This is a genomic window from Qipengyuania intermedia, assembly GCF_019711615.1.
Taxonomy (GTDB): Bacteria; Pseudomonadota; Alphaproteobacteria; order Sphingomonadales; family Sphingomonadaceae; genus Qipengyuania; species Qipengyuania intermedia.
The window spans coordinates 660783-682723 of record NZ_JAIGNS010000002.1 but is presented as its reverse complement, the minus strand read 5'-3'; the positions used below and the strand labels follow the sequence as shown (position 1 = coordinate 682723).

21 protein-coding genes are annotated in these 21941 nt (G+C 62.9%); 13 read left to right on the top strand and 8 right to left on the bottom strand.

The features are described 5' to 3' along the window. Positions 1-46: 46 nt before the first annotated feature. Positions 47-496, bottom strand: a complete 450-nt coding sequence (locus tag K3179_RS09595; RefSeq protein WP_221564430.1) for an Lrp/AsnC family transcriptional regulator — start codon at positions 494-496, stop codon at positions 47-49. 117 nt (positions 497-613) lie between these two features. Here K3179_RS09595 and K3179_RS09590 point away from each other — a divergent pair, with 117 nt between their 5' ends. From K3179_RS09590 to K3179_RS09575, 4 genes are all read left to right on the top strand, one after another. After that, a complete protein-coding gene (locus K3179_RS09590) occupies positions 614-1822 on the top strand; it encodes a methionine gamma-lyase (protein WP_221564428.1) in 1209 nt (402 codons plus the stop codon). A gap of 63 nt (positions 1823-1885) precedes the next feature. Beyond that, positions 1886-4627, top strand: a complete 2742-nt coding sequence (locus K3179_RS09585; RefSeq protein ID WP_221564427.1) for an ATP-dependent DNA helicase — start codon at positions 1886-1888, stop codon at positions 4625-4627. Beyond that, positions 4624-5151: a SixA phosphatase family protein gene (locus K3179_RS09580; RefSeq protein ID WP_221564426.1), complete on the top strand. Its 528-nt coding sequence runs from the start codon at positions 4624-4626 to the stop codon at positions 5149-5151. Before K3179_RS09585 ends, K3179_RS09580 begins: the two co-directional genes overlap by 4 nt. A gap of 18 nt (positions 5152-5169) precedes the next feature. After that, entirely contained in the window at positions 5170-5571 is a 402-nt protein-coding gene (locus K3179_RS09575) for a hypothetical protein (RefSeq protein ID WP_221564425.1), read from the top strand. 21 nt (positions 5572-5592) lie between these two features. Here the strand turns inward: K3179_RS09575 and K3179_RS09570 are convergent, their stop codons facing one another. Continuing rightward, positions 5593-6438 carry a hypothetical protein gene (locus tag K3179_RS09570; RefSeq protein WP_221564424.1) on the bottom strand — a complete coding sequence of 282 codons (846 nt, stop codon included), beginning with the start codon at positions 6436-6438 and terminating at the stop codon, positions 5593-5595. A gap of 104 nt (positions 6439-6542) precedes the next feature. Then, the gene (gene soxR, locus K3179_RS09565) at positions 6543-6980 is read right to left on the bottom strand and encodes a redox-sensitive transcriptional activator SoxR (RefSeq protein WP_221564423.1); all 438 of its coding nucleotides are present in this window, start codon (positions 6978-6980) and stop codon (positions 6543-6545) included. 115 nt (positions 6981-7095) lie between these two features. Here soxR and K3179_RS09560 point away from each other — a divergent pair, with 115 nt between their 5' ends. After that, positions 7096-7470 carry a VOC family protein gene (locus tag K3179_RS09560; protein ID WP_221564422.1) on the top strand — a complete coding sequence of 125 codons (375 nt, stop codon included), beginning with the start codon at positions 7096-7098 and terminating at the stop codon, positions 7468-7470. Positions 7471-7622: 152 nt separating this feature from the next. Beyond that, positions 7623-8885 (top strand): Xaa-Pro dipeptidase, encoded by a 1263-nt coding sequence (locus tag K3179_RS09555; protein ID WP_221564421.1) that lies wholly within the window; start codon positions 7623-7625, stop codon positions 8883-8885. Here the strand turns inward: K3179_RS09555 and K3179_RS09550 are convergent. Both K3179_RS09550 and K3179_RS09545 read right to left on the bottom strand, forming a co-directional pair. Then, positions 8860-9183, bottom strand: coding sequence for an ArsR/SmtB family transcription factor (locus tag K3179_RS09550; protein ID WP_090481156.1), 324 nt, complete (start codon positions 9181-9183; stop codon positions 8860-8862). The genes K3179_RS09555 and K3179_RS09550 overlap by 26 nt on opposite strands. 82 nt (positions 9184-9265) lie before the next feature. Beyond that, positions 9266-9961 (bottom strand): DUF4197 domain-containing protein, encoded by a 696-nt coding sequence (locus tag K3179_RS09545; RefSeq protein ID WP_221564420.1) that lies wholly within the window; start codon positions 9959-9961, stop codon positions 9266-9268. Positions 9962-10027: 66 nt separating this feature from the next. Here K3179_RS09545 and K3179_RS09540 point away from each other — a divergent pair, with 66 nt between their 5' ends. The 3 genes from K3179_RS09540 to K3179_RS09530 are packed head-to-tail and all read left to right on the top strand — an operon-like array spanning position 10028 to position 14426. Then, positions 10028-12193 carry a primosomal protein N' gene (locus K3179_RS09540; RefSeq protein WP_221565517.1) on the top strand — a complete coding sequence of 722 codons (2166 nt, stop codon included), beginning with the start codon at positions 10028-10030 and terminating at the stop codon, positions 12191-12193. Positions 12194-12204: 11 nt separating this feature from the next. Beyond that, the gene (locus K3179_RS09535; RefSeq protein ID WP_221564419.1) at positions 12205-12825 is read left to right on the top strand and encodes an SOS response-associated peptidase; all 621 of its coding nucleotides are present in this window, start codon (positions 12205-12207) and stop codon (positions 12823-12825) included. Positions 12826-12857: 32 nt separating this feature from the next. Then, the gene (locus tag K3179_RS09530; protein ID WP_221564418.1) at positions 12858-14426 is read left to right on the top strand and encodes a cryptochrome/photolyase family protein; all 1569 of its coding nucleotides are present in this window, start codon (positions 12858-12860) and stop codon (positions 14424-14426) included. Here K3179_RS09530 and K3179_RS09525 read toward each other — a convergent pair. Together K3179_RS09525 and ada are read right to left on the bottom strand one after the other, a co-directional pair. Then, positions 14423-15004, bottom strand: a complete 582-nt coding sequence (locus K3179_RS09525; protein ID WP_221564417.1) for a J domain-containing protein — start codon at positions 15002-15004, stop codon at positions 14423-14425. The genes K3179_RS09530 and K3179_RS09525 overlap by 4 nt on opposite strands. A 185-nt stretch (positions 15005-15189) precedes the next feature. Next, on the bottom strand, positions 15190-16218 hold the full coding sequence (ada, locus tag K3179_RS09520) for a bifunctional DNA-binding transcriptional regulator/O6-methylguanine-DNA methyltransferase Ada (protein ID WP_221564416.1): 1029 nt from the start codon (positions 16216-16218) through the stop codon (positions 15190-15192). A gap of 104 nt (positions 16219-16322) precedes the next feature. Here ada and K3179_RS09515 point away from each other — a divergent pair, with 104 nt between their 5' ends. After that, entirely contained in the window at positions 16323-17891 is a 1569-nt protein-coding gene (locus K3179_RS09515; protein WP_221564413.1) for a S1 family peptidase, read from the top strand. 1 nt (position 17892) lies between these two features. On the opposite strand, the gene K3179_RS09510 is transcribed toward K3179_RS09515, so the two are convergent. Then, complete coding sequence (locus K3179_RS09510) at positions 17893-18720, bottom strand: TauD/TfdA dioxygenase family protein (RefSeq protein WP_221564412.1); 828 nt, start codon at positions 18718-18720, stop codon at positions 17893-17895. A 206-nt stretch (positions 18721-18926) separates the two neighbouring features. Here K3179_RS09510 and K3179_RS09505 point away from each other — a divergent pair, with 206 nt between their 5' ends. Genes K3179_RS09505 through K3179_RS09495 form a run of 3 tightly spaced genes read left to right on the top strand, consistent with a single transcriptional unit; the run spans position 18927 to position 21933 of the window. After that, positions 18927-19481: a F0F1 ATP synthase subunit delta gene (locus tag K3179_RS09505; protein ID WP_090481127.1), complete on the top strand. Its 555-nt coding sequence runs from the start codon at positions 18927-18929 to the stop codon at positions 19479-19481. A 16-nt stretch (positions 19482-19497) separates the two neighbouring features. After that, complete coding sequence (atpA, locus tag K3179_RS09500; protein WP_221564410.1) at positions 19498-21027, top strand: F0F1 ATP synthase subunit alpha; 1530 nt, start codon at positions 19498-19500, stop codon at positions 21025-21027. A gap of 33 nt (positions 21028-21060) precedes the next feature. Next, the gene (locus tag K3179_RS09495) at positions 21061-21933 is read left to right on the top strand and encodes a F0F1 ATP synthase subunit gamma (RefSeq protein WP_221564407.1); all 873 of its coding nucleotides are present in this window, start codon (positions 21061-21063) and stop codon (positions 21931-21933) included. The last annotated feature ends 8 nt before the right edge of the window (positions 21934-21941 follow it).

The following is a 21941-nucleotide window of genomic DNA, read 5'->3' as shown; positions in this document are numbered from 1 at the left end:
CTCACGATCAATTGGTCTCAACCCCGGAAACGGTCATTCCTGCCCGCTAAGGCAACTCGACCGTATCCTTGACCGTACCGTAGACGAAGCTGGTATTGATCGTCGCGATGCCGGGGGTCGTGTGGAGCGTTTCGCGCATGAAGTCTTCATAGGCGTCGACGCCGGCGACCACTATCTGGAGCAGGTAATCGGAACTCCCCGTCATCAGGTGGCAGGTGAGGATTTGCGGCGTTTCGCGCACGCGCTTCTCGAAGCCGTCCACCACCTCGCGGTCGTGGCGGGCCAGCGTTACCTGCACGAACGCCGTGACCGGGTAGCCTGCGGCCTCGCGATCGACGATGGCGACGTAGCGATCGATCACTCCCGCCTTTTCCAGATTGCGGACGCGGCGCAGGCAGGGGCTTGGCGACAGGTTCACGCGTTCTGCAAGCTCCGCATTGGTCAGGCGACCGTCGCGCTGGAGCTCGCGCAAGATGTGGCGATCTTTCGCGTCCATATTATCCCTTGTCGTGGCATGATCTGCCAATAACCGCCCCCATATTGGCATACTTTGCAGAGAAATGCCACTCGACAGGGGATATACACCTCTCAACTTCAATCCAGAGAGGCTTCCATGTCCCGCACCACGCTTTCCGGTTTTTCCAGCCGCGCCATCCATCACGGGTACGACCCCGCCGAAAACCAGGGCGCGCTGACGCCGCCGATGCATCTTGCATCGACCTTCGCTTTCGAGAGCGCGGAACAGGGCGGCGCGATTTTTGCCGGTGAAGAGCCCGGCTATTTCTATTCGCGCATCGGCAACCCGACGGTTGACCTGCTGGAACAGCGCCTCGCCGTTCTCGAAGGCGCGGAAGCCGGTGTCGCCGCCGCATCGGGCATGGGGGCGATTACCGCCGTCATGTGGAGCCTGCTGGAAGCGGGTGATGAAATCGTCACCGACAAGACACTTTACGGCTGCACCTTCGCCTTCTTCCGCCACGGCCTTGCCAAATTCGGCGTGAAAGTGACCCATGTCGACCTGACCGATCCGAGTGCGCTCGAGGCGGCGATGCATGGGGGTGTAAAGGTTGTCTACTTCGAAACTCCGGCGAACCCGAACATGCGGCTGGTCGACATTGCCGCGATCAGCGAGGTGGCGCATCGCTACGATGCGCAGGTCGTGGTCGACAACACCTACGCGACCCCTGCCCTCACCCGGCCGATCGAACTGGGTGCGGACATCGTCGTGCATTCCGCGACCAAGTATCTCGGCGGGCACGGCGACCTTGTCGGCGGGCTGGTCGCAGGCTCTGCCGAAACCATGCAGAAGGTGCGCCTCGAAGGGCTGAAGGACATGACCGGCGCGGTGATGAGTCCGTTTAGCGCCACGCTGATCATGCGTGGCCTCAAGACGCTGGCCTTGCGGATGGAACGCCACAGCAGGACCGCCATGGAAGTGGCACGCTGGCTGGAAGCGCAGCCGCAAGTCGCAGCCGTCCACTATCCGGGCCTCGAAAGCTTCGGCCAGCATGCGCTAGCCAAACGCCAGATGGCGCTGGCGGGCGGCATGATCGCTTTCGATCTTGCTGGCGGGTACGACCAGGGCATCCGGTTCATGAACCGGCTGGAGATGATCATCCGCGCCGTGTCGCTGGGCGATGCGGAAACGCTGATCCAGCATCCCGCGTCGATGACCCACTCCACCTACACGCCCGAAGAGCGCGCGGAACACGGCATCGGCGAAGGCTTGCTGCGCCTGTCGGTCGGCCTGGAGGAGGCTGAGGACATCTTCGCCGACCTCGAACAGGCACTAGCCGCGTCGGAGCTGTCGATAGCCGCATAGCGGCCGGCAAAATGGTCAGCTGGGCGCTTGCCCCGCGTTCCTTTTGTGTTCTAACGGCAGGGAGTGAGCGAGCCGCTGCCCCTCCCTGCCCTCCACGCCAGCCACGCCGGAACCTGGCTGCGCGATGCCAACGGCTCCACCCGCGGCTGCTCCAAGGGCGAGGCGGTGATGGCGGCGGCGGATACGCCGCTCCTGATGATGAACGCGCCGCTGGTCGCCAGCAGGCTGGGCTATCCCGACCTTTCCGGCCTCGACCTGCTGGAACTGTTTGCCTTCATCCACCCGGCGAAATTCTGCGTTCCCACGCCCAAGGGCCTTGCCGACGCGCTCGGCCTCGAAGAACCGGCAGACGACGCCGATGTGCCGCTGCTGTTGCAGAAAGCAGCTAGCGCACTGGTGGCCACCTGCGAGAGCGACGACTGGGCCGAGCGCGAGGGCGCATGGTCGACGCTGCAATCGCTCGCCCGCCTGCGCTGGCCTTGGGCCAATGTCCTCGCCCCCCATGTGCGCAAGCCGGAAAAGGCGGAGAAGTGGCTCTTTACCAAGCTGCCGGAGTGGGAGGAAACGCCAGATCGGCCGCAACCTGCGCAGGTCCTGATCGACGAGCCCGAGATAGAGGCACAGCTGGAACGCCTGACCGGCGAGGGGGCAGAACGGCGCGAGGGCCAGCGCCTTTTCTCGCGCGGAGCCGGTCACGTCTTCGGGCCGCGCGACAGGCAGAAACGGCCCCATGTGCTGCTGGCCCAGGCGGGCACCGGGATCGGCAAGACGCTGGGCTATCTCGCCCCGGCATCGCTGTGGGCGGAACGATCGGGCGGGACGGTGTGGGTCAGCACCTATACCAAGAACCTCCAGCGCCAGCTGCGCCGCGAGAGCGCGCGCGCATGGCCGGCAACCCGCGCCGATGGCTCGCCGCCGGTGGTCGTGCGCAAGGGGCGCGAGAATTACCTCTGCCTGCTCAACCTTGAAGACGCGCTGCAAGGCGGCTTCACCGGACGGCCCGCGATCCTGGCGCAGCTGGTGGCGCGCTGGGCGGCCTATACGCAGGACGGCGACATGATCGGCGGGGACCTGCCCGGCTGGCTCGGCACGCTCTTCCGGAAGCGCGGGATTGCGGCACTGACCGACCAGCGCGGCGAATGCGTTTATGCCGGCTGCCCCCATTACCGGAAGTGCTTCATCGAGCGGAGTGCCAGGAATGCAGCGCAGGCCGATCTCGTAATCGCCAACCACGCTCTCGTCATGGTGAACGCGGCGCGGGGGCGCGATCTCGCCAGCCGCCCGACGCGCATCGTCTTCGACGAGGGCCATCACGTTTTCGACGCTGCCGATTCCACCTTCTCCGCCGCATTGACAGGGCAGGAGGCGATCGAGCTGCGGCGCTGGATCATCGGCCCCGAACGCAATTCGCGCGGAAGGCGCCGCGGTCTTGCCGCTCGCCTTGCCGACGTGGCCAGCTATGACGATGCAGGCGGCGAAGCGGTGGAAGCTGCGGTAGAGGCAGCGCAGGCCCTCCCTTCCGAGGGCTGGCTGGGACGACTTGCGGAAGGAACGCCCTTCGGTCCGGTCGAAGCCCTGCTCGCGCAGGTTCGGGCTACCACATATGCGCGCGACGAAAGCGGGCAGGAGGCAGGCTACGGTATCGAGACCGAGACTGCACAGCTTCCCGGCGAACTGGTAGAGGCTGCGGGGACCGCCGCGCAGGCGCTCGCCGCTATTCGCACACCCTTGCTGAAACTTGCCGGAAGGCTGGAAGCCGTGCTGGAGGACGCGCCCGACTGGCTCGACGGCCAGGGCCGCGCGCGGATCGAGGGCGCGCGCCATTCGCTTGCATGGCGCATCGACCTGATTGCCGCTTGGGAAGCCTTGTTATCGCGCCTCGGCGGTCCGGCAGATCCCGATTTCGTGGACTGGCTGGCAGTCGACCGAAACGATGCACGCGAATTCGATGTCGGGCTCTACCGCCACTGGCTCGATCCGATGAAGCCCTTCGCCCATACCGTGCTGGAGCCTGCGCATGGCGTCATGCTCACCAGCGCAACCCTGACCGACCGTGACGAGAGCGGCGCGGACTGGCCACACGCCATCGCAAAGAGCGGCGCGCCGCATCTCGAACTGATGCCGAAGACCGCGCAATCGGACAGCCCATTCGATTATGCGTCGCGGGCCGAAGTCCTCATCGTCACCGACATCAAGCGTGGCGATATCCCCGCCCTCGCCGGAGCCTACGCCAGGCTGATCGAAGCGAGCGATGGCGGCGTGCTCGGCCTCTTTACCGCGATCCGGCGCATGCGCGCGGTCTACGGACGGATTGCCGACCGCCTGGCGCGCGCGGGCCTGCCGCTCTACGCGCAGCACGTCGATCCGATCGACACCGGCACACTGACCGACATTTTCCGCGACGATCCGCGCGCCAGCCTGCTTGGCACCGACGCCCTGCGCGACGGGGTCGACGTGCCTGGGGAATCGCTACGCTGCGTGGTCATGGAAGCCGTCCCCTGGCCCCGCCCGACCATCCTCCATCGTGCCCGCCGCGCGGCGGCGTCCGAACAGGAAGGCGGTGCCAAACGCTATGACGACCGTATCATCCGCGCGCGGCTGGCACAGGCATTCGGTCGCCTGATCCGCAGCCGCGACGATGCAGGACACTTCGTCGTCCTGTCCTCCGCCTTCCCCAGCAGATTGCTGTCCGCCTTCCCCGACGGCACGCCAGTTCTGCGCGTAACCCTCGACGAGGCTTTACAGCGCGTGGCGAAGGGTGTTGGAGAGGTTGGGAACCCCCCAGCGGAGAAACAAGACTCGTGAAAATCCTCGGCCTTTTGCGTCACGCCAAGTCCGATTGGGGGCAGAGCGACAAGCGCGATTTCGACCGGGGACTGAACGATCGCGGCCGCAAGGGTGCACGGCTGATCGGGGAACACATCCGCGATCACGGGGTCAAATGGGACCGGTTGGTCGCCAGCCCTGCCGAACGCGTCAAGCTCACGCTGCAAGAAGCCGCCATAGGGCCCGAACCCGAATGGGACCGTCGCCTCTACCTCGCCTCCACCGAAACGATCTGCGAAGTGGCGAGCGAGATGGGCGGCGATGCCGACACTCTGCTGCTGGCCGGGCATAATCCGGGCTTCGGCGACATGGTTTTCGAACTGGTTGCGCCCAAGAACGAGAACGACCTCTTCGACGAAGCCAAGGTCAAATTTCCCACCGCCGCTTTCGCGGTGTTCGAACTCGATATCGACGACTGGTCGGAGCTTTCCGAAGGCTGCGGCAAGCTGGTCCACTTCGCCCGCCCCCGCGATCTCGACGCGGAACTGGGCCCGGAATATTGAAGATTCGGGATCGACGACATGACCGACGATGAAATCCCCCAGAAGGAAACCCGCCGGATCGAGAGATTCATCAAGGGAATCGCGGTCCTTGGCATCCTCACTCTGATCGTGAGTATCTGGTTCGCTTTCCAGCTCGACGTCGAAACCGAAGTCACCGAGACCGCCGATGGAAGCTTTATCGTGGAAGGGCCGGAGGCCGATTTGCTTGGCGTGATGCGTTCCGATTCCAGCAATCGAAGCCTGGAAGTTAGGGGCCTTCCGAAGCCTGAAGCCTTCAGCGATTACCCGGAAGTGCGCTACGCCCTCTGCGCAGCGCGCAATGCCCCGGATACCGTGTGGGAAGAGCCGAGCGGGACCATGCGGGCCAACCTGCAGTCGGAAGGTTTCGACGAGCTTTGCGCGGTATACCCCGATCTGTGACCAAGCGCCTAGATCTTGAGGTCAGGGAAGAGCTTTGGACGCGCTGATCCCAGTGCCTTTTGCCGTTTTCCCTCCTCGGCTCACTCCTCTCGTCCAACCAAGGTAACCAACAATCGCGCCAGCAAGGAGACCGAACGCCATCGTCAGCTCCTGCGGGAGCCGGGCGTAGGCTTCGAAAAATGCTCGCAGGAATTGGATGTCTGGCGCCAGCCACATGACCGCAGCTTGCATGAGGACAAAAAACGTTGCGACTAGCCAAGGCGCACCATTTTTCCGATCTCGGAGGTAAATGGTAATCGCGAACGCAGCTACGAGCATGTCGCTGATGGCGATCGCATCGAGGACTTGGCGCGGCCCCTCGCTACCAATAAAGTTCATCCACGGAAGGAACTGGTCGATAATTCGACTAAAGGGCGACTCAAACAAAATCAGAGGCGTTGCAAGCATGTATCCCGCATGCAGCTTGATATTCCGGCGATGCCGAAGCGCGAGATAAAATAGCGTTAGATATGCGGCAATGGCGATGGCCATGCCAGTTCCAAAAGCCGGTCCCAACAGAGCGATAAACGGACTCTCCTGCGATGCGAAGCGCTCCGCCGTTACGTTGATGATCATCACGAAACCGAGAATCAGGAGAGGAAAAAGCGCGAAGCTCGCCTTGCCGGTCAGCTTATGAAGCGCAGCATGCCCCTTATGTATCGACATGCTTTGCAGGATGACGAGCAGGAGCCAACTCGTCGCGGTAAACGCGTGAACGTGAAACGCGAGCGGAACGCCATTGATTTGCGTGAAATAGCTCGCCCAAAAACCTGCGAGTGTCACTAGCAGAACGAAACCAACGAAATAGTGAGCGTGCTTGTAAGGCATCGAAACCTCCCCCAACACGACCCATCTCGATCAATATCACACAGTGCGTAACCTTCAAAACTGCCTCGCCTCGCACTGTCGCCATCTAAGCGACAATCCGCTTTTCACCGCAGCACGCGCGGCCCCGCGCCGCTTTCGCCCCATTTGTCATCGGCATTGTAAAGCGCACATTTTTTCAGGCTAAGGCAACCGCAGCCGATGCACCCATCCAGGCTATCGCGCATCTTTTCGAGCGAGGCGATCTGGTCTTCGATGCGTTTGCGGATCGAGCCGCTGATGCGTTTCCAGTCGGCGGCGTTGGGCGTGCGTCCTTGTGGCAGGCCGACGAGCGCCTCCTCGATTTCCGCCAGTGACAGCCCCAATCGCTGCGCAATCAGAATGAAGCTCAACCGCCGGATATCGCCGCGCAGGAAGCGGCGCTGGTTTCCGCTTGTGCGCAGCGCTTCGACCAGCCCACGCTCTTCGTAGAACCGAATTGCCGACACGCTGAGGCCGGTCCGGCGGGCCAGTTCACCGATGGGAAGGAGGTCGTTCGATTTCATCGATCACAGCGATAGCGAAAACGAAGCTTGACCTCAACTAAGCTTGAGGTTGCATTGAGTGTGCATCGCATTTGCGGACCATCCCGGTGCCGCATCGAACACAAGGAGTTTAGCGATGCCAAAAGGACGTCTCGAACACGCCAATATTTCCGTCACCGATCCGGATCGCAGTGCCGCCCTGCTCAAGGACCTGCTCGGCTGGCACGAACGCTGGAGCGGACCTTCCATGGGGAACGGCCGGACGATCCATGTTGGCGGCGAGGACAATTACGTCTCGCTCTATACCAGCGAGGCTGTCGTCGGCGATTATCGCAAGGGCCAGCCGCTCAACCACATCGCCTTCATGGTCGACGATCTCGATGCGGCGGAGGTCATCGTGGTGAAGCACGGTCTCGAACCTTTCAGCCACGGAAAATACGAGCCCGGCCCGCGTACCTTCTACTTCTTCGACTGGGACGGGATCGAGTTCGAGGTGGTCAGCTATGAATGAGATCGTCCCGCGCCGTCCGCTCTTCCAATTCCGGCCGAAAAAACGCCAGCAAGCCACCGGGAAACCGGTCGAAAAGCCGCACTTCCCTCCCCGCCCGCATCCTGTATGAAAAGCGGGCGGCCGGGGAGCGCCGCAACAAGGGGAATTTGACAATGAAGCCTGTCCTGCTGGCCGCCGCCGCCATCGTGTCTCTCACAGCCTCGCCCGCACTTGCGGAAACGGTAGTGGTGACGGCAGACCGGATGCTTGATGTGGAGACCGGGCGTTATCTGGCCGATCCGGTCGTGACCGTGGTCGATGGCAAGGTGGCGAGCGTGCAATCCGGCGTCACGCTTCCCGACGGTGCGAAGCATATCGATCTGGCCGGTCACACGCTGCTGCCCGGCCTCATCGACATGCACGTCCACCTCGACGGTCGCCCGGAATACGGCGGCTATTCGGGACTGCAGTTCACCGACCGGTTCTGGACCGCAGTCGGCGTCGCCAATGCCCGCACCATGCTGGAAATTGGCTTCACCACCGTGCGCAATGTCGGCGATGACGACTACAACGTGATCGGTATCGACCAGGCGATCGAGGAAGGCTGGATCATCGGTCCGCGCATCGTCGTCGCCAATCATTCGCTCGGCGCGACCGGCGGACATTGCGACGAGACGTTCCTGCCCCCCAGCTTCGATGCAAAAAGTCCCGCCGTGGGCGACAGCCCCGACGAATTGCGCAAGCGCGTGCGGGAGCAGCGCAAATACGGCGCCGAAGTCATCAAGGCCTGCGCCACGGGCGGCGTCTTCAGCCGCAACACCGCGCCCGGTATCCAGCAACTGACCTTGGAAGAGCTGACCGCAATTGCCGACGAAGCGCATTTCTGGGGCTTGAAGGCCGCCGCCCATGCCCACGGTGCACCCGGGATCAAGGCTGCGATCCGGGCCGGCTTCGATACCATCGAACACGCCAGCTATGCCGATGATGAAGCCATCCGTCTGGCCAAGGAACGCGGCACCTTCTTCTCGATGGATATCTTCAACACCGAATACACCCTCTCTCAGGGCGCCGCGAACGGTGTGCTGGAAGAGAACATCGCCAAGGAACGCGCACTAAGCCAGGCGCAGCGCGACAATTTCCGCCGCGCGCACGAAGCAGGCGTGAAGATGGTGTTCGCCAGCGATGCCGCCGTCATGCCGCACGAGCTGGTCGGCGGTCAGTTCCGCGTCATGGTCGAATACGGCATGACCCCGCTCGAAGCTATCCGGGCCGCCACGGTTACGGCTGCAGAGGCGCTGGGTCAGGAAGGCGAAGTCGGCGTGATCAAGCCCGGCGCCTGGGGCGACATGATTGCCGTCAGCGGAGATCCGCTGGCCGATGTCGGCGAACTCGCCGACGTCGATGCCGTCATCAAGGGTGGTGTGCTGGTCGAATAGCGGGCGCCGCATGGAAGCCGGATAACGAGCCTAGCGGCACGTCTTCGAACCGGACGAGCCAGCGCTTCGCCATCTTCGCCAGCGGCATCGGGTTCAGGTAGTGCCGCTTGCACCGCCCGTCCCGCTCGCTCGCGACCAGCTCGGCGCTTTCCAGCACGGCAAGGTGCTTGGCCACCGCCTGCCGGGTCATCGGCAGGTCTTCGCTCAATTCCGATAGAGTCAGTCCGCCCTGCTCGCTCAACCTGTCGAGCAGGAGGCGGCGTGTGGGATCCGACAAGGCGACGAAGGTATCCGTCATGCGGTAAAGGCTAGGCTCCTGCACGCGAGTCGCTCAAGTTCGAGCACGCACGCAGGAGCCTGTTTTCCCCAATGGGAATTTCTCAGAGGGCGCTCGCTCCGCCAAATACGCCGATGATAAGGGGGTCGTTGGTCGCACGGGGATTGCGGCGAATCTCCGCTTCCTCGAACCCCATCTCGCGCCAGATCGTGTCATCGATGCTGTTCGCGACCCTGCTGGCGACTTGCGACACGTTCACGCCGGTCAGCGCGCCGAGCGCCTGTCCGACGAGCGGATCTTCGGCAAGGCGCATCGCATCGCCCAGTTCGGGAATCATCGCATCGACCAGGCGCATGCCCATCTCTCCGCGCAGGAAGCTGGTCGCCGCGGTCGGCCCGCCGTTCACAAGTGCTACGGCGTTCGAAATGCCGATCACGCGCACGGTATCCGCCACGATCGGCGCGGCACGCTCCGCGCCTTCATAGGCAATGTCGCCAAACGCATCGAACAGGCGATCCTTGAAGAGGTTGGACGTCAGGATGCTGCCGAGGACACCGCCACGAGCACCGAGCAGGTTTTCCAGCCCGACCTGCGCAACCTGTTCGTCCCAGAAACCGCCATCGTCGAGCATCCGGGCAAAGGCCCGCTCGCTCGACAGGAACAGGAGGCGCTGGATGGCGTCGACGAAACCGAAGCCGCCAAGCGATGTGCAGGACGGCAGCGCCAGGGCCGCCCCGCCGAGCGTCAATCCGCCCAGGAACTTGCGCCTGTGAGTGGTGGCCGTGAGAATATCGTTCATTATTTCTACTCCTCGAAGGTCCCACCCTTGTCGTGTGCGACATAGGCCGTCCATATGAGCCCTCCGATGAACCGCGTGCGCTGCCTCGTCCTCAATGCCGCCCTCGGCCCGCTCGACTACAAGGTGCCCGAAGGCATGTCAGTCGGTCCGGGCCATGTGGTCGAGTGTCCGCTTGGTCCGCGCACGATCATCGGAATCGTCTGGGAGAGCGAACGGCTTCCCGGCACCGAGGTTCCGGCGGAAAAGCTGCGCCCTTTGCGATCGATCCTGCCGGTACCTCCCTTGTCTGCGCCGCTCAGGCGCTTGATCGAGTGGACGGCTGATTACTACGTCGCCTCCCTTTCCAGCGTCGCGCGCATGGCGTTGTCTTCAGGCGGCGCGCTCAAGGGACCGGCCACGATCACCGAATACCGCCTCTCTGGTGGTATGCCCGAACGCATGACCCCGCAGCGCCATGCGGCGATGGAGGCTCTTGAGGGCGAACAGGCCACTATCCGCGAGCTGGCCGGGATCGCCGGCGTATCGGATGGCGTACTTCGCGGCCTGGTAAACCAGGGCGTGCTGGAGCCGGTGGAGGTCGACTGCGACCGTCCTTTCGACCAAGCGCGTCCCGATTTCACGCAGGTCGACCTGAGCGAAAGCCAGAAGATCGCGGCAGACACGCTGAGCGAAGCCGTGCGCCAGCAGAAATTTGCGCCTTACCTGCTCGACGGCGTGACCGGATCGGGCAAGACCGAAACCTATTTCGAACCTGTCGCCGAAGCGCTGCGGATGGGCCGGCAGGTACTGGTCCTGCTGCCCGAAATCGCGCTGACCGAAAACTTTCTGCACCGCTTCGAAGAGCGGTTCGGGGTCACGCCCGTGCTGTGGCACTCCTCGCTAAAGTCGACCCAGCGCCGCCGTGCATGGCGCAATGTGGCGAGCGGCGATGCGCAGGTCGTGGTGGGCGCGCGTTCGGCCCTGTTCCTGCCGTTTCGCAACCTCGGCTTCATCGTCGTCGACGAAGCGCACGAAACCAGCTTCAAGCAGGAAGACGGCGTGCGCTACAATGCCCGCGACGTCGCCGTCATGCGAGCACATTTCGAAAGCATTCCGGTTGTCCTCGCCAGCGCGACCCCGGCCTTGGAAAGCCTCCAGATGGCGGAAAGCGGCGTTTATGCGAAGCTCGATTTGCCAAGCCGGTTCGGCGGGGCGGAACTGCCCGACATCGACACGATCGATTTGACCGAGGAAAAGCCGCCGCAAGGAATGTGGCTGGCCCAGCGGCTGATCGACGGCATCGCCGAGCGGCTGGAGCGCAAGGAACAGTCGCTTCTCTTCCTCAACCGCCGCGGCTATGCGCCGCTGACCCTGTGCCGCAACTGCGGTTTCCGCTTCCAATGCCCCAATTGCAGCGCCTGGCTGGTCGAACACCGCTTCACACGCCGCCTGGCCTGCCACCATTGTGGGCACGAGACGCCAAGCCCCGCCGCCTGCCCCGAATGCGGCGAGCCCGATTGCCTCGTCGCCTGCGGCCCGGGTGTCGAGCGCATCGCCGACGAGGTCGCGGAGCGCCTGCCCGATGCGCGCGTCTTCGTCGCCACGTCGGACACGCTCAATTCGCCGGGTCGCGCCGCGGAATTCATCGCGCAGGTCGAAACAGGAGCGATCGACGTGATCGTCGGCACCCAGCTCGTCACCAAGGGCTTTCACTTTCCGGAGCTTACGCTGGTCGGCGTGGTCGATGCCGACCTCGGCCTCGAGGGAGGCGACTTGCGCGCAGGCGAGCGGACCTATCAGCAGGTTGCACAGGTTGCCGGACGGGCCGGGCGCGGCTCCAAGCCGGGCGAAGTGCTGATCCAGACCCGCCATCCCGAAGCCAGCGTGATCGCCGCCCTTGCAGCGGGAGACCGCGACGCCTTCTACGAGGCCGAGACCGAAATGCGGCGCGAGGCTGGCGCCCCGCCCTTCGGTCGCTGGGCGTCGATCATCATTTCCTCCGAAGACGAGGCGGAGGCGCGCGAGGCGGCCAGGCGGATCGGCGATGTGCGCCCCGACGTGCCTGACCTCATGATCCTTGGCCCCGCACCTGCTCCCATGGCGCTGCTGCGGGGGCGGTATCGCTATCGCATGCTCATGAACGCACGCCGCAGCGTGCAATTGCAGGATGTGATCCGTCGCTGGCTTTCCAGCCTCGACCATCCTCCGGGCGTCCGTGTCGGGGTGGATGTCGATCCCTACAGTTTCGTGTAAGTAGCGCTGCCATGTGCAATCTCTATCGCATGACCAAGAACGCCACCGAAGTCGCGCAATTGTTCGACGTGGCGGCGGAAATCGGCAGCAATGCGGGCGGCGAGATCTATCCCGGCTATTCCGGCATCGTGATCGCAGGTGGCAAGGTCGAAACCATGACCTGGGGCTTCCCCCTCCAGCGCAAGGGCGCAAAGGGCCAGCCGCTCAAGCCCAAGCCGGTTAACAATGCGCGGACCGACAAGCTCTCCGGCCCCTTCTGGAAGAGGAGCTTTACAGAGCGGCGTTGCCTGATCCCGCTGGAAAGCTTTGCCGAAGCGCAGGGCAAGAAAGGCGCCATGACCCGCACCTGGATGACCATACCCGATGTCGAGGTCTTTACCGTGGCGGGCATCTGGCGCGGCAGCGCGGAATGGGGCGATTGTTATTCGATGGTGATGACCGACGCTTCCCCACAGATGAGCGAGATCCACAACCGGATGCCTGTCATCCTGACGGCGGATCAGCGCGAAACCTGGCTGGACGGATCGCCCGACGATGCTTTTGAGCTGTGTCGCCCGTTCGAAGGCTTGCTCGCGATCGACCGGACCGACGTACCGTGGGCGGGTCGCCCGGCGCAGTCCTCCATGCTTTAGGCACCTGTCGTGCGCTCGCGCATTGAAGGCGCATGGCAGACAATACCGACGGCCCGATCCTCGTCCCGATCCTTGGCGACCAGCTCACCCGCGACCTCGCAAGCCTTCGCGGGCGGATCAAGGACGACACTGTGATCCTGATGATGGAAGTCTGGGACGAGGCGACTTACGTCATGCATCACAAGCAGAAGATCGTCCTGATTTTCTCCGCCATGCGCCATTTTGCCGAAGAATTGCGTGATGCAGGGTGGATCGTCGATTACGTAAAGCTGGACGCGAAGGACAATGCCGGGAGTTTCACCGGCGAAGTGGCCCGCGCCGTCGAAGAGCACTCCCCGCGCGCTATCCATGTGGTTGAGCCCGGCGAATGGCGCCTCAGGCAGGATTTCGACCAATGGGCCGACAAATTCCCCTGCGAAGTCGAAATCCTTGCCGACGACCGCTTTATCTCGACCCAGGCCGAATTCGACGAGTGGGCGGAAGACCGCAAGGAAATGCGGATGGAGTATTTCTACCGCGAAATGCGCCGCAAGACGGGCCTGCTGATGGATGGCGACAAGCCGGAAGGCGGCGAATGGAATTTCGATAGCGAGAACCGCAAGCCGCCCAAGGAGGGGCTCGATGCGCCGAAACGTCCCTTGTTCGAACCCGATGCCATCACGCACGAGGTGATCGAGCTCGTCGAGGATCGCTTCGGCGATCATTTCGGATCGCTGGATAGCTTCGGCTGGCCGGTCACGCGCGAGGAGGCGGAAGAGGCGGCGGATGCTTTCTTCGCCGAACGGATCGAATGCTTCGGGCCGTACCAGGACGCGATGGTTCACGGGCAGGACGACCTGTTCCATTCGATGCTGTCGACCAGCATCAATCTCGGACTGCTCGACCCGCTGGAACTCTGCCGGAGGGCTGAAAAAGCTTACAAGGACGGTCGCGCGCCGATCAATTCGGTCGAGGGGTTCATTCGCCAGATCATCGGCTGGCGCGAATATGTGCGGCGGTTCTACTGGCACCAGATGCCGCACCTGAAGAAAGCCAATGCGCTCAATGCGCAGCGCGGCCTGCCCGAATTCTACTGGACCGGCGAAACCGACATGCGGTGCCTTGCCGACAGCATCCGCTCCACCCGCGACAACGCCCATGCCCACCACATCCAGCGGCTGATGGTGCTCGGCAATTTCGCCCTGCTCGCCGGGATAAACCCGCGCGAAGTGCAGGACTGGTATCTGGTGGTTTACGCCGATGCCTACGAATGGGTGGAACTACCCAATGTGGCGGCGATGATCCTCTACGCCGACGGCGGAAAGTTGGCGAGCAAGCCCTATGCGGCCAGCGGAAACTACATCAACAAGATGAGCGATTATTGCGGAGACTGCCGCTATTCGGTGAGCAAGAAGACGGGCGAAGGTGCGTGTCCCTTCAATCCGCTCTACTGGCATTTCATGGACCGCCATCGCGACCGGCTGGAAAAGAACGCCCGCATCGGGCGCATCTATTCGACCTGGGACCGCATGGATGAGGCGAAGAGGCAGGATTATCTCGACAGCGCAGAAGCGTTTCTCGACAGCCTGACGCCTGCCGACAGCGGGTGGGCGCGCAATTAGGCTTCGCGTGCCTGTTCGTCCATCTGTGCGATCAGCTTGGTTTCCTCCGCCTTGCGGCTCATCGAGATGACATGGTCGACGCCCTCGATGGTGATCGCCAGCTTTCCTTCCTGGGTGATCTCGATGAAGCCCTTGGACTTCAGATACCAGGTGTGGAACTCGAAATTCTCGTCCGAGCAATCCAGCGTTTTCTGGATGTAATAGCCCATGATGCCCGGGTCTTTTGCGTGCTCCCGGCGGCGCTTGTAGAGGTGGTAGAGCACCTTTTCATGCGCCTCGGCATCGTCGAGTGCGGACTTTTCGTCGATCTGTAGGTCTTCGCCGCCCGGAAACTGGTAGAGATTGTCCTTCTTCAGTTCCTTGTAGCGCTGGTCGTATTTGGCGCGCTTCTCCGGGTCTCGCAATATCTGGTAAGCGGCGATCACTTCCTGGAACTTGTCAATGTCCGCCGTATCAGTGTGATCTGGATGGTACATCTGCGCCGCGTGCCGATACGCTTTTTCCAGCATCTTGCGGTCGCAAGCCGGACTGACCTGCAACAGGGCGTAGAAATCGACGAATTCCTGACCGCTATCCATCGCCTAAACCTGCTAATACTCAGCACGATCGACACGACCGCACGGGGTTAATCCAAAAGCCGGTTATTATTGGCCCACGCGATTGCTTCGGCGGGTTGCGACGTTGGTGTATAGTCTTTCTACTACAGGCTGCATTGTCAAAGGAAACTTGCCGCGGTCACGAATTATCTCGTGTTCGCAGAAGCTTATCGGGGTTTTTCCCGCTCGAGCAGCCTCTCCTTGATTTGCGTTCCGTAAGCATATCCGCCGAGCGAGCCGTCCGCTGCAATGACCCTGTGGCACGGGATCAGCACGGCGATATTGTTGGCGCCATTGGCCCCGCCCACCGCGCGTGACGCCTTGGGATTGCCCAGTGCGGCCGCGAGTTCGCCATAGCTGCGCGTTTCCCCTGCCGGAATTTCGCGCAAGGCCTGCCAGACCCGCTGCTGGAACGCCGTGCCCTTCACGTCGAGCGGAATGGATGCGAGCGTCGCCTGCGCCGGGTTTTCGACTGCAGCGGTCACCTGCCGGAAGAGTTGGCGGAATTCCTCACCCGCCGCCACCATCTCGGCTTCGGGAAAGCGGCGCGCGAGATCACTCTCGTCTTCGTTGAACGACAGGCAGCACACGCCCTGCTCCGTCGCAGCGACGAGCATCGCGCCGAGCGAGGTCTCGATCACGCTCCAGTGAACCGTGCGCCCCCTGCCGCCGTTTTTCCAGTCGCTTGCCGTCATGCCGAGCTTGCCTTTCGTATCGTCGTAGAATCGCGAGGGAGAGGAATACCCGGCCTCGTAGATCGCGCCGGTGACGCTGTCGCCAGCACCGAGGGCCTCGCGGGCGCGATCTTCGCGCAGGGCCCTCGCATAGGCGGCAGGTGACAGGCCGGTCGCGCGCTTGAACACCTTCTGGAAATGCGTCGGCGAGTAGCCGGTTATCTGCGCCAACACGGCCAAGGTCGGCGCATCCTCGGCCCGGCGGATTTCGTCGATTGCCGCCATGACGGCAGCCTCGTCTCGCCCGACTTCATCGGGCAGGCATCGCTTGCAGGGCCGCAGACCCGCCGCCCGTGCGCTTTCGCCATCGGCGAAGAATCGCACATTCTCGCGCAAAGGGTGCCGCGCAGCGCAGGACGGTCGGCAGTAAATGCCGGTACTCATCACTCCGGTGACGAAGCGACCGTCGAACGCGCGATCACGTCGCTTAACCGCTTGCCATGCCTGTCCCTGGTCGATCATCGTCCTGCTCCATAGCGCATCTCGGCCGTCTTTGCGGAGGATTTGCACAACGCGCATCCTGTAGCTTGCGGTCAAAGCGATTGGGCGGCACAAGCGGCGGGACGATGGGACGCATTCTCGCAATCTTTGCCGCCATGTGCGCGCTCTTGCTGCCGCAACTGGTCCATGCCGAGCCGGCCGATATCGACGCAGCCTCGCGCGGGGTCGTGCGCGTGGTCATCATCGGCAATGACGGCGACGAGCTTTATCCCGTCAGCCACGGCACCGGCTTCGCCGTCACGCAGAATGCCATCGTCACCAACGCCCATGTCGTGCGCGACGCGATGCGTGACGAGGATTTGCGTATCGGCATCGTGCCCAATGGCGGCGGCGAAGCGGTTTACGGACAGTTGGTCACCGCCAGTTCGCGCAACGATCTGGCGCTGGTTCGCCTGACCGGAAACCTTCGCCTTCCCCCGCTCGCCATCGCGGGCCAGCCGGTTTCCGGGGCCGGAGAGGTGACCAGCGTCGGCTATCCGATGAATGTCGACCGCGCACAGGGGCTGGACCTCACAGATCTCTTCCGCAGCCAGCCCCCGGTAAAGAGCCGCGGCTTTATCTCCGGCGAGAGGCCGAGCCGCCAGTTCGACACGATCCTGCACACCGCACCCATTGCTCGCGGCAATTCGGGCGGTCCCCTGCTCGATCCCTGCGGGCGTGTCGTCGGCGTCAACAGCTTCGGGGCAGACAATGAAGGGGGAGACGCAGAATTCTTCTTCGCCGTGTCCAACCGCGAACTTATCCCGTTTCTCAAGGCTAACGACATTACGCCGCGCCTGGCCGACCAGCCTTGCCGCAGCCTCGCCGATCTCGACGAGGCCGAGCGCGAACGTATCGAACGCGAACAGGCCGAAGCGCGGCAAAGCCTTGCCCAGCGCGCGGAAGAAACCCGCGCCAAGCGCGAACGTGCCCTGCTTCGCGCACAGCTCTCGGTGGCCGAAGATCGCGAAGACCGCATGGCACTCGCTTTCGTCCTCATGCTGGTCGCCTTCGGCCTCGGCCTGTGGGCATGGAGCCAGCGCGAACGGATCGGCGCTGATGACGAGGATGCAGCGCTCCGCATCAAAAAGACCAATATCGCCTTCGCGATGGCAGGCTTCCTTGTCGTGGTGGCCTTTATCGCCTTCGTGACCCGCCCCGGTCTTGACGAGGTCGATCGCCGGGTCGCTGCCATGATGGCCGAAGGCGAGGACACCGATAATGGCGCGCCGCAGGCAGGGCAGGACGGCTCAGACCTCTCGCTCGTTTGCAATGTGGTTCCGGAACGCAGCCGCATCACCACGTCCGAAGCGCCCGAAATCGAATTCGAATGGACCGCAGACGGATGCGTCAACGAGCGCACCCAATATGGCTATGCCTCCGGCAACTGGTCGCGGGTCTTCGTGCCCAATGAAGAAGACGCGGTGTCGGTGAACAGTTTCGATCCTGATCGCCGGATATTCCGGTCCGAACGCTACCTTCTGCAGCGCGGCGCCATGCGCGAGGCACGAAGCGCGCGGGCGAAATATACCGCGCCCAAGTGCGGCGTGGACGGGGCGGCCACGTCTCTCGGCGATCTGCAGGGCGAAGTGCTGAGCCAGCTACCCCAGCAGCCGAACGAGCGGCTCGTCTACCAGTGTGAGATGCGGGACTAAGTCAGGCGGCGAGAGCTTCACCCGACAAGGTGATGCGATGCATCTCGCGTGCATAGCCCTGATAATCGTTCTTCGCGTAATGCCAGGTCGTGCGATTGTCCCAGATCGCCACCGTGCCCGGCTCCCATTGCACGCGGCACTGGAGATCGGGCGACATTGCGTGTGCGAACAGCTCCTTAAGCAGCGGCAGGCTTTCCTCACGGGTCTGGCCGACGAAATTGATCGTGAAACCCGGATTTACATAAAGCAGCTTCTGCCCGCTTTGCGGATGGCGGATGACAACCGGGTGGGTCGCACCGGTCTTCAGGTCCTGACCGCGCAAATCGCCGCCCTGGTCGGTCTGGGCATAGGCGCCTTCGGGCGAATAGATATGGTCCGCGGTATGAAACGCGCTCAGCCCGTCGATCTTTTTCTTGGTGTCCTCTGGCAGCGTGTCATAGGCAGCGCCCATGTGTGCCCACAGCGTGTCGCCACCCGAAGGCGGTAATTCGCGCGCGACGAGAATCGAACCCATGGCCGGGACCTGGTCGTAGGAATGATCAGTATGCCAGCCACCGCCGATATTGGTGGTCTGGTCCTTGCGCTTGCGAACGACGGCGATCTCGGGATGCTCGTCGGTCAGCGGGAAATAATTGTTGATGTCGATCCCGCCCCAGCGCCTGGCAAAGGCGATATGGTCTTCGGGACTGAATTCCTGGTCGCGGAACACGGCCACGCCGTGCCTATATATAAGGTCGCGAATGGTATCGAGCACATCGCCCTCGGCCTTGGAGAGCGAAACGCCTTTCACTTCGATGCCGCAATGCGGCGACAGTGCCTCAGTCTCCATCCCGTCTCTCCCGCTCGATCGGTTTCGATAGAGGACGAATTTACGCCTCACTGTCCAAAAGTCGAATCTTTCACAGGCGGAGTCGGGTTGCCTTCGTGGGGACCCTTTGCTAGGCGCGCGCCAACCTTGCCGGAGCGACTCATTTTCGCTCACCCCCGGCTTGGAACGACAGACTTTTTTTCCGACCCTTAGAGGACGAGAGACGCGTGGATATTTCCGCCGGTATTCAGGCTAGCCTGGCAGGGCGTTATGCCTCGGCCCTTTTCGATCTGGCCAGCGAGGCCGGGACCGTAACTGCGGTCGAATCGGACCTCGACAAGCTGGAAGCGGGGCTCGCCGAATCGGCAGAGCTCAAGACGCTGACCACCAACCCGCGCGTGAGCCGCGGCGAAGCAGAAAAGGCACTGTGGGGCGTTTCCGCCATCATGGGCCTTTCCGACCTGACGCAGAAGTTCCTCGGCACGCTTGCCGCGAACCGTCGTCTTGGCCAGCTTCCCGGCATCATTCGCGCATTTCGCGCCATCGCTGCCGCGCAGCGCGGCGAAGTGACTGCCGAAGTCACCAGCGCCCACGCGCTGACCGACACGCAGCTGGACCAGCTCAAGACGAAGCTGACCGCGCGCGAAGGTCGCACTGTAAAGATTAATTCCAAGGTTGATCCCGATCTTCTGGGCGGCCTTGTCGTTACCATCGGTTCGAAGCGCATTGACGGTTCGATCCGCACCCGCCTCAATTCCCTCGCCCAGGCGATGAAAGCCTGATCAAAGGACGATAATCATGGATATCCGCGCCGCAGAAATCTCCAAGGTCATCAAGGACCAGATCGCCAATTTCGGCACCGAAGCCGAAGTCAGCGAAGTTGGCTCCGTGCTGTCGGTGGGTGACGGCATCGCCCGCATCCACGGCCTCGACAATGTCCAGGCCGGCGAGATGATCGAATTCTCCAACGGCGTTCAGGGCATGGCGCTGAACCTCGAAGCCGACAACGTCGGTGCCGTTATCTTCGGTGCCGACACCGACATCGGCGAAGGCGATACCGTCAAGCGCACCGGCACCATCGTGGACGTTCCGGTCGGCAAGGGCCTGTTGGGCCGCGTCGTCGACGCTCTGGGCAACCCGATCGACGGCAAGGGTCCGATCGAATCGACCGAACGTCGCCGCGTCGAAGTCAAGGCGCCGGGCATCATCCCGCGTGAATCGGTTTCCGAACCCGTGCAGTCGGGACTCAAGGCCATCGACGCCCTCGTCCCGGTTGGCCGTGGCCAGCGCGAACTGATCATCGGCGACCGCCAGACCGGCAAGTCCGCCGTCGCGATCGACACCTTCATCAACCAGAAGGACGCGCACCAGGGCGACGACGAGAAGAAGAAGCTTTACTGCATATACGTCGCCGTCGGCCAGAAGCGCTCGACCGTCGCACAGATCGTCAAGAGCCTCGAAGAAAACGGCGCGATGGAATACTCGATCGTCGTCGCTGCAACCGCATCGGAGCCCGCTCCGCTGCAGTACCTCGCACCCTATACCGGCTGTGCGATGGGCGAATTCTTCCGCGACAACGGCATGCACGCCGTCATCGTTTACGACGACCTTTCCAAGCAGGCAGTGGCTTACCGCCAGATGTCGCTCCTCCTGCGTCGTCCTCCGGGCCGCGAAGCTTACCCGGGCGACGTTTTCTATCTTCACAGCCGTCTCCTCGAGCGCGCTGCAAAGATGAACGGCGCCAATGGCGGCGGCTCGCTGACCGCGCTGCCGATCATCGAAACGCAGGCTGGCGACGTGTCGGCCTACATTCCGACCAACGTGATCTCGATCACCGACGGCCAGATATTCCTCGAGACCGACCTGTTCTACCAGGGCATCCGTCCGGCAATTAACGTCGGCCTGTCGGTCAGCCGCGTCGGCGGTGCCGCGCAGACCAAAGCGATGAAGAAGGTTTCGGGCTCGATGAAGCTCGACCTCGCACAGTATCGCGAAATGGCTGCCTTCGCGCAGTTCGGCTCGGACCTCGACGCCGCTACGCAGAAGCTGCTGAACCGCGGTGCGCGCCTGACCGAGCTGCTCAAGCAGCCGCAGTTCTCGCCGATGCCGTTCGAAGAGCAGACCGTGTCGATCTTTGCCGGCACCAACGGCTACCTCGACGATGTCGCGGTCGATCGCGTCACCGACTACGAAGCCCAGATGCTGAGCTACATGCGCTCCGAACACGCCGATGTGCTCGCGGAAATCCGCACCACCGGCAAGTTCGAGGACAGCACCAAGGACAAGGTCGTCGACGCACTGAAGACCTTCGCCAAGCAGTTCGCCTGAGCCAACCGAGAGCACACGAGATAGGGAGCCGAAATGGCTAGCCTCAAGGAACTCAAGGATCGGATCGGGTCGGTCAAATCGACCCAGAAGATCACCAAGGCCAAGCAGATGGTCGCCGCGGCAAAATTGCGCCGTGCGCAGGCCGCTGCCGAAGCCGCACGTCCCTACGCCGAACGGCTGTCGGGCGTCATGGCATCGCTTGCCAGCAAGGTAAGCGGCGACAGCGCGCCCCTGCTGCTGCGCGGAACCGGATCGGACAAGCGCCACCTGCTGGTGGTCGTGAACACCGACAAGGGCCTGTGCGGTGGTCTCAACGCCAACATCGTCAAGGCCGCCAAGGCCAAGGCGCGTGCGCTGATCGCCGAAGGTAAGGACGTGACCTTCTATCTCGTCGGCAAGAAAGGCCGCGCGCCGATCAAGCGTGACTTTGCCGACAAGATCGAAAAGCACTTCGACACTTCCGACGTCCGCCAACCGGGCTTCGAAGAGGCCGATGCCATCGCCGAAGATTTGCTCGAACGCTTCGAAAAGGGCGAATTCGATGTGGCGCACCTCGTCTACCCGATCTTCCAGTCGGCACTGGCGCAGGATCCGACCGTCGACCAGCTGATCCCCGTCCCCTCGCCCGAAGGCGAAGGCACTGGCGGCGATGCAGTCGTGGAATACGAGCCGGGCGAAGAGGAAATCCTCGAAGACCTGCTCCCGCGCTACGTGAAGACGCAGCTGTTCGGCGCCCTGCTCGAACGCGAAGCATCGGAACAGGGCGCGTCGATGACCGCCATGGACAACGCGACGCGCAATGCAGGCGATCTCATCAACAAGCTGACGATCCAGTACAACCGCAGCCGCCAGGCCGCGATTACTACCGAACTCGTCGAAATCATCGCAGGCGCGGAAGCGCTCTGACAAGGACC

Excerpts from the sequence above, each read along its gene's own strand:
- soxR (WP_221564423.1), bottom strand. The coding sequence starts at position 6,980 with ATGAAATCGAACGACCTCCTTCCCATCGGTGAACTGGCCCGCCGGACC.
- K3179_RS09590 (WP_221564428.1), top strand. The coding sequence starts at position 614 with ATGTCCCGCACCACGCTTTCCGGTTTTTCCAGCCGCGCCATCCATCAC.
- K3179_RS09560 (WP_221564422.1), top strand. The coding sequence starts at position 7,096 with ATGCCAAAAGGACGTCTCGAACACGCCAATATTTCCGTCACCGATCCG.
- K3179_RS09595 (WP_221564430.1), bottom strand. The coding sequence starts at position 496 with ATGGACGCGAAAGATCGCCACATCTTGCGCGAGCTCCAGCGCGACGGT.
- K3179_RS09530 (WP_221564418.1), top strand. The coding sequence starts at position 12,858 with ATGGCAGACAATACCGACGGCCCGATCCTCGTCCCGATCCTTGGCGAC.
- K3179_RS09550 (WP_090481156.1), bottom strand. The coding sequence starts at position 9,183 with ATGACGGATACCTTCGTCGCCTTGTCGGATCCCACACGCCGCCTCCTG.
- K3179_RS09525 (WP_221564417.1), bottom strand. The coding sequence starts at position 15,004 with ATGGATAGCGGTCAGGAATTCGTCGATTTCTACGCCCTGTTGCAGGTC.
- K3179_RS09540 (WP_221565517.1), top strand. The coding sequence starts at position 10,028 with ATGAACCGCGTGCGCTGCCTCGTCCTCAATGCCGCCCTCGGCCCGCTC.
- K3179_RS09575 (WP_221564425.1), top strand. The coding sequence starts at position 5,170 with ATGACCGACGATGAAATCCCCCAGAAGGAAACCCGCCGGATCGAGAGA.
- K3179_RS09495 (WP_221564407.1), top strand. The coding sequence starts at position 21,061 with ATGGCTAGCCTCAAGGAACTCAAGGATCGGATCGGGTCGGTCAAATCG.
- ada (WP_221564416.1), bottom strand. The coding sequence starts at position 16,218 with ATGATCGACCAGGGACAGGCATGGCAAGCGGTTAAGCGACGTGATCGC.
- K3179_RS09510 (WP_221564412.1), bottom strand. The coding sequence starts at position 18,720 with ATGGAGACTGAGGCACTGTCGCCGCATTGCGGCATCGAAGTGAAAGGC.
- K3179_RS09515 (WP_221564413.1), top strand. The coding sequence starts at position 16,323 with ATGGGACGCATTCTCGCAATCTTTGCCGCCATGTGCGCGCTCTTGCTG.
- K3179_RS09555 (WP_221564421.1), top strand. The coding sequence starts at position 7,623 with ATGAAGCCTGTCCTGCTGGCCGCCGCCGCCATCGTGTCTCTCACAGCC.
- K3179_RS09545 (WP_221564420.1), bottom strand. The coding sequence starts at position 9,961 with ATGAACGATATTCTCACGGCCACCACTCACAGGCGCAAGTTCCTGGGC.
- K3179_RS09570 (WP_221564424.1), bottom strand. The coding sequence starts at position 6,438 with ATGCCTTACAAGCACGCTCACTATTTCGTTGGTTTCGTTCTGCTAGTG.
- atpA (WP_221564410.1), top strand. The coding sequence starts at position 19,498 with ATGGATATCCGCGCCGCAGAAATCTCCAAGGTCATCAAGGACCAGATC.
- K3179_RS09535 (WP_221564419.1), top strand. The coding sequence starts at position 12,205 with ATGTGCAATCTCTATCGCATGACCAAGAACGCCACCGAAGTCGCGCAA.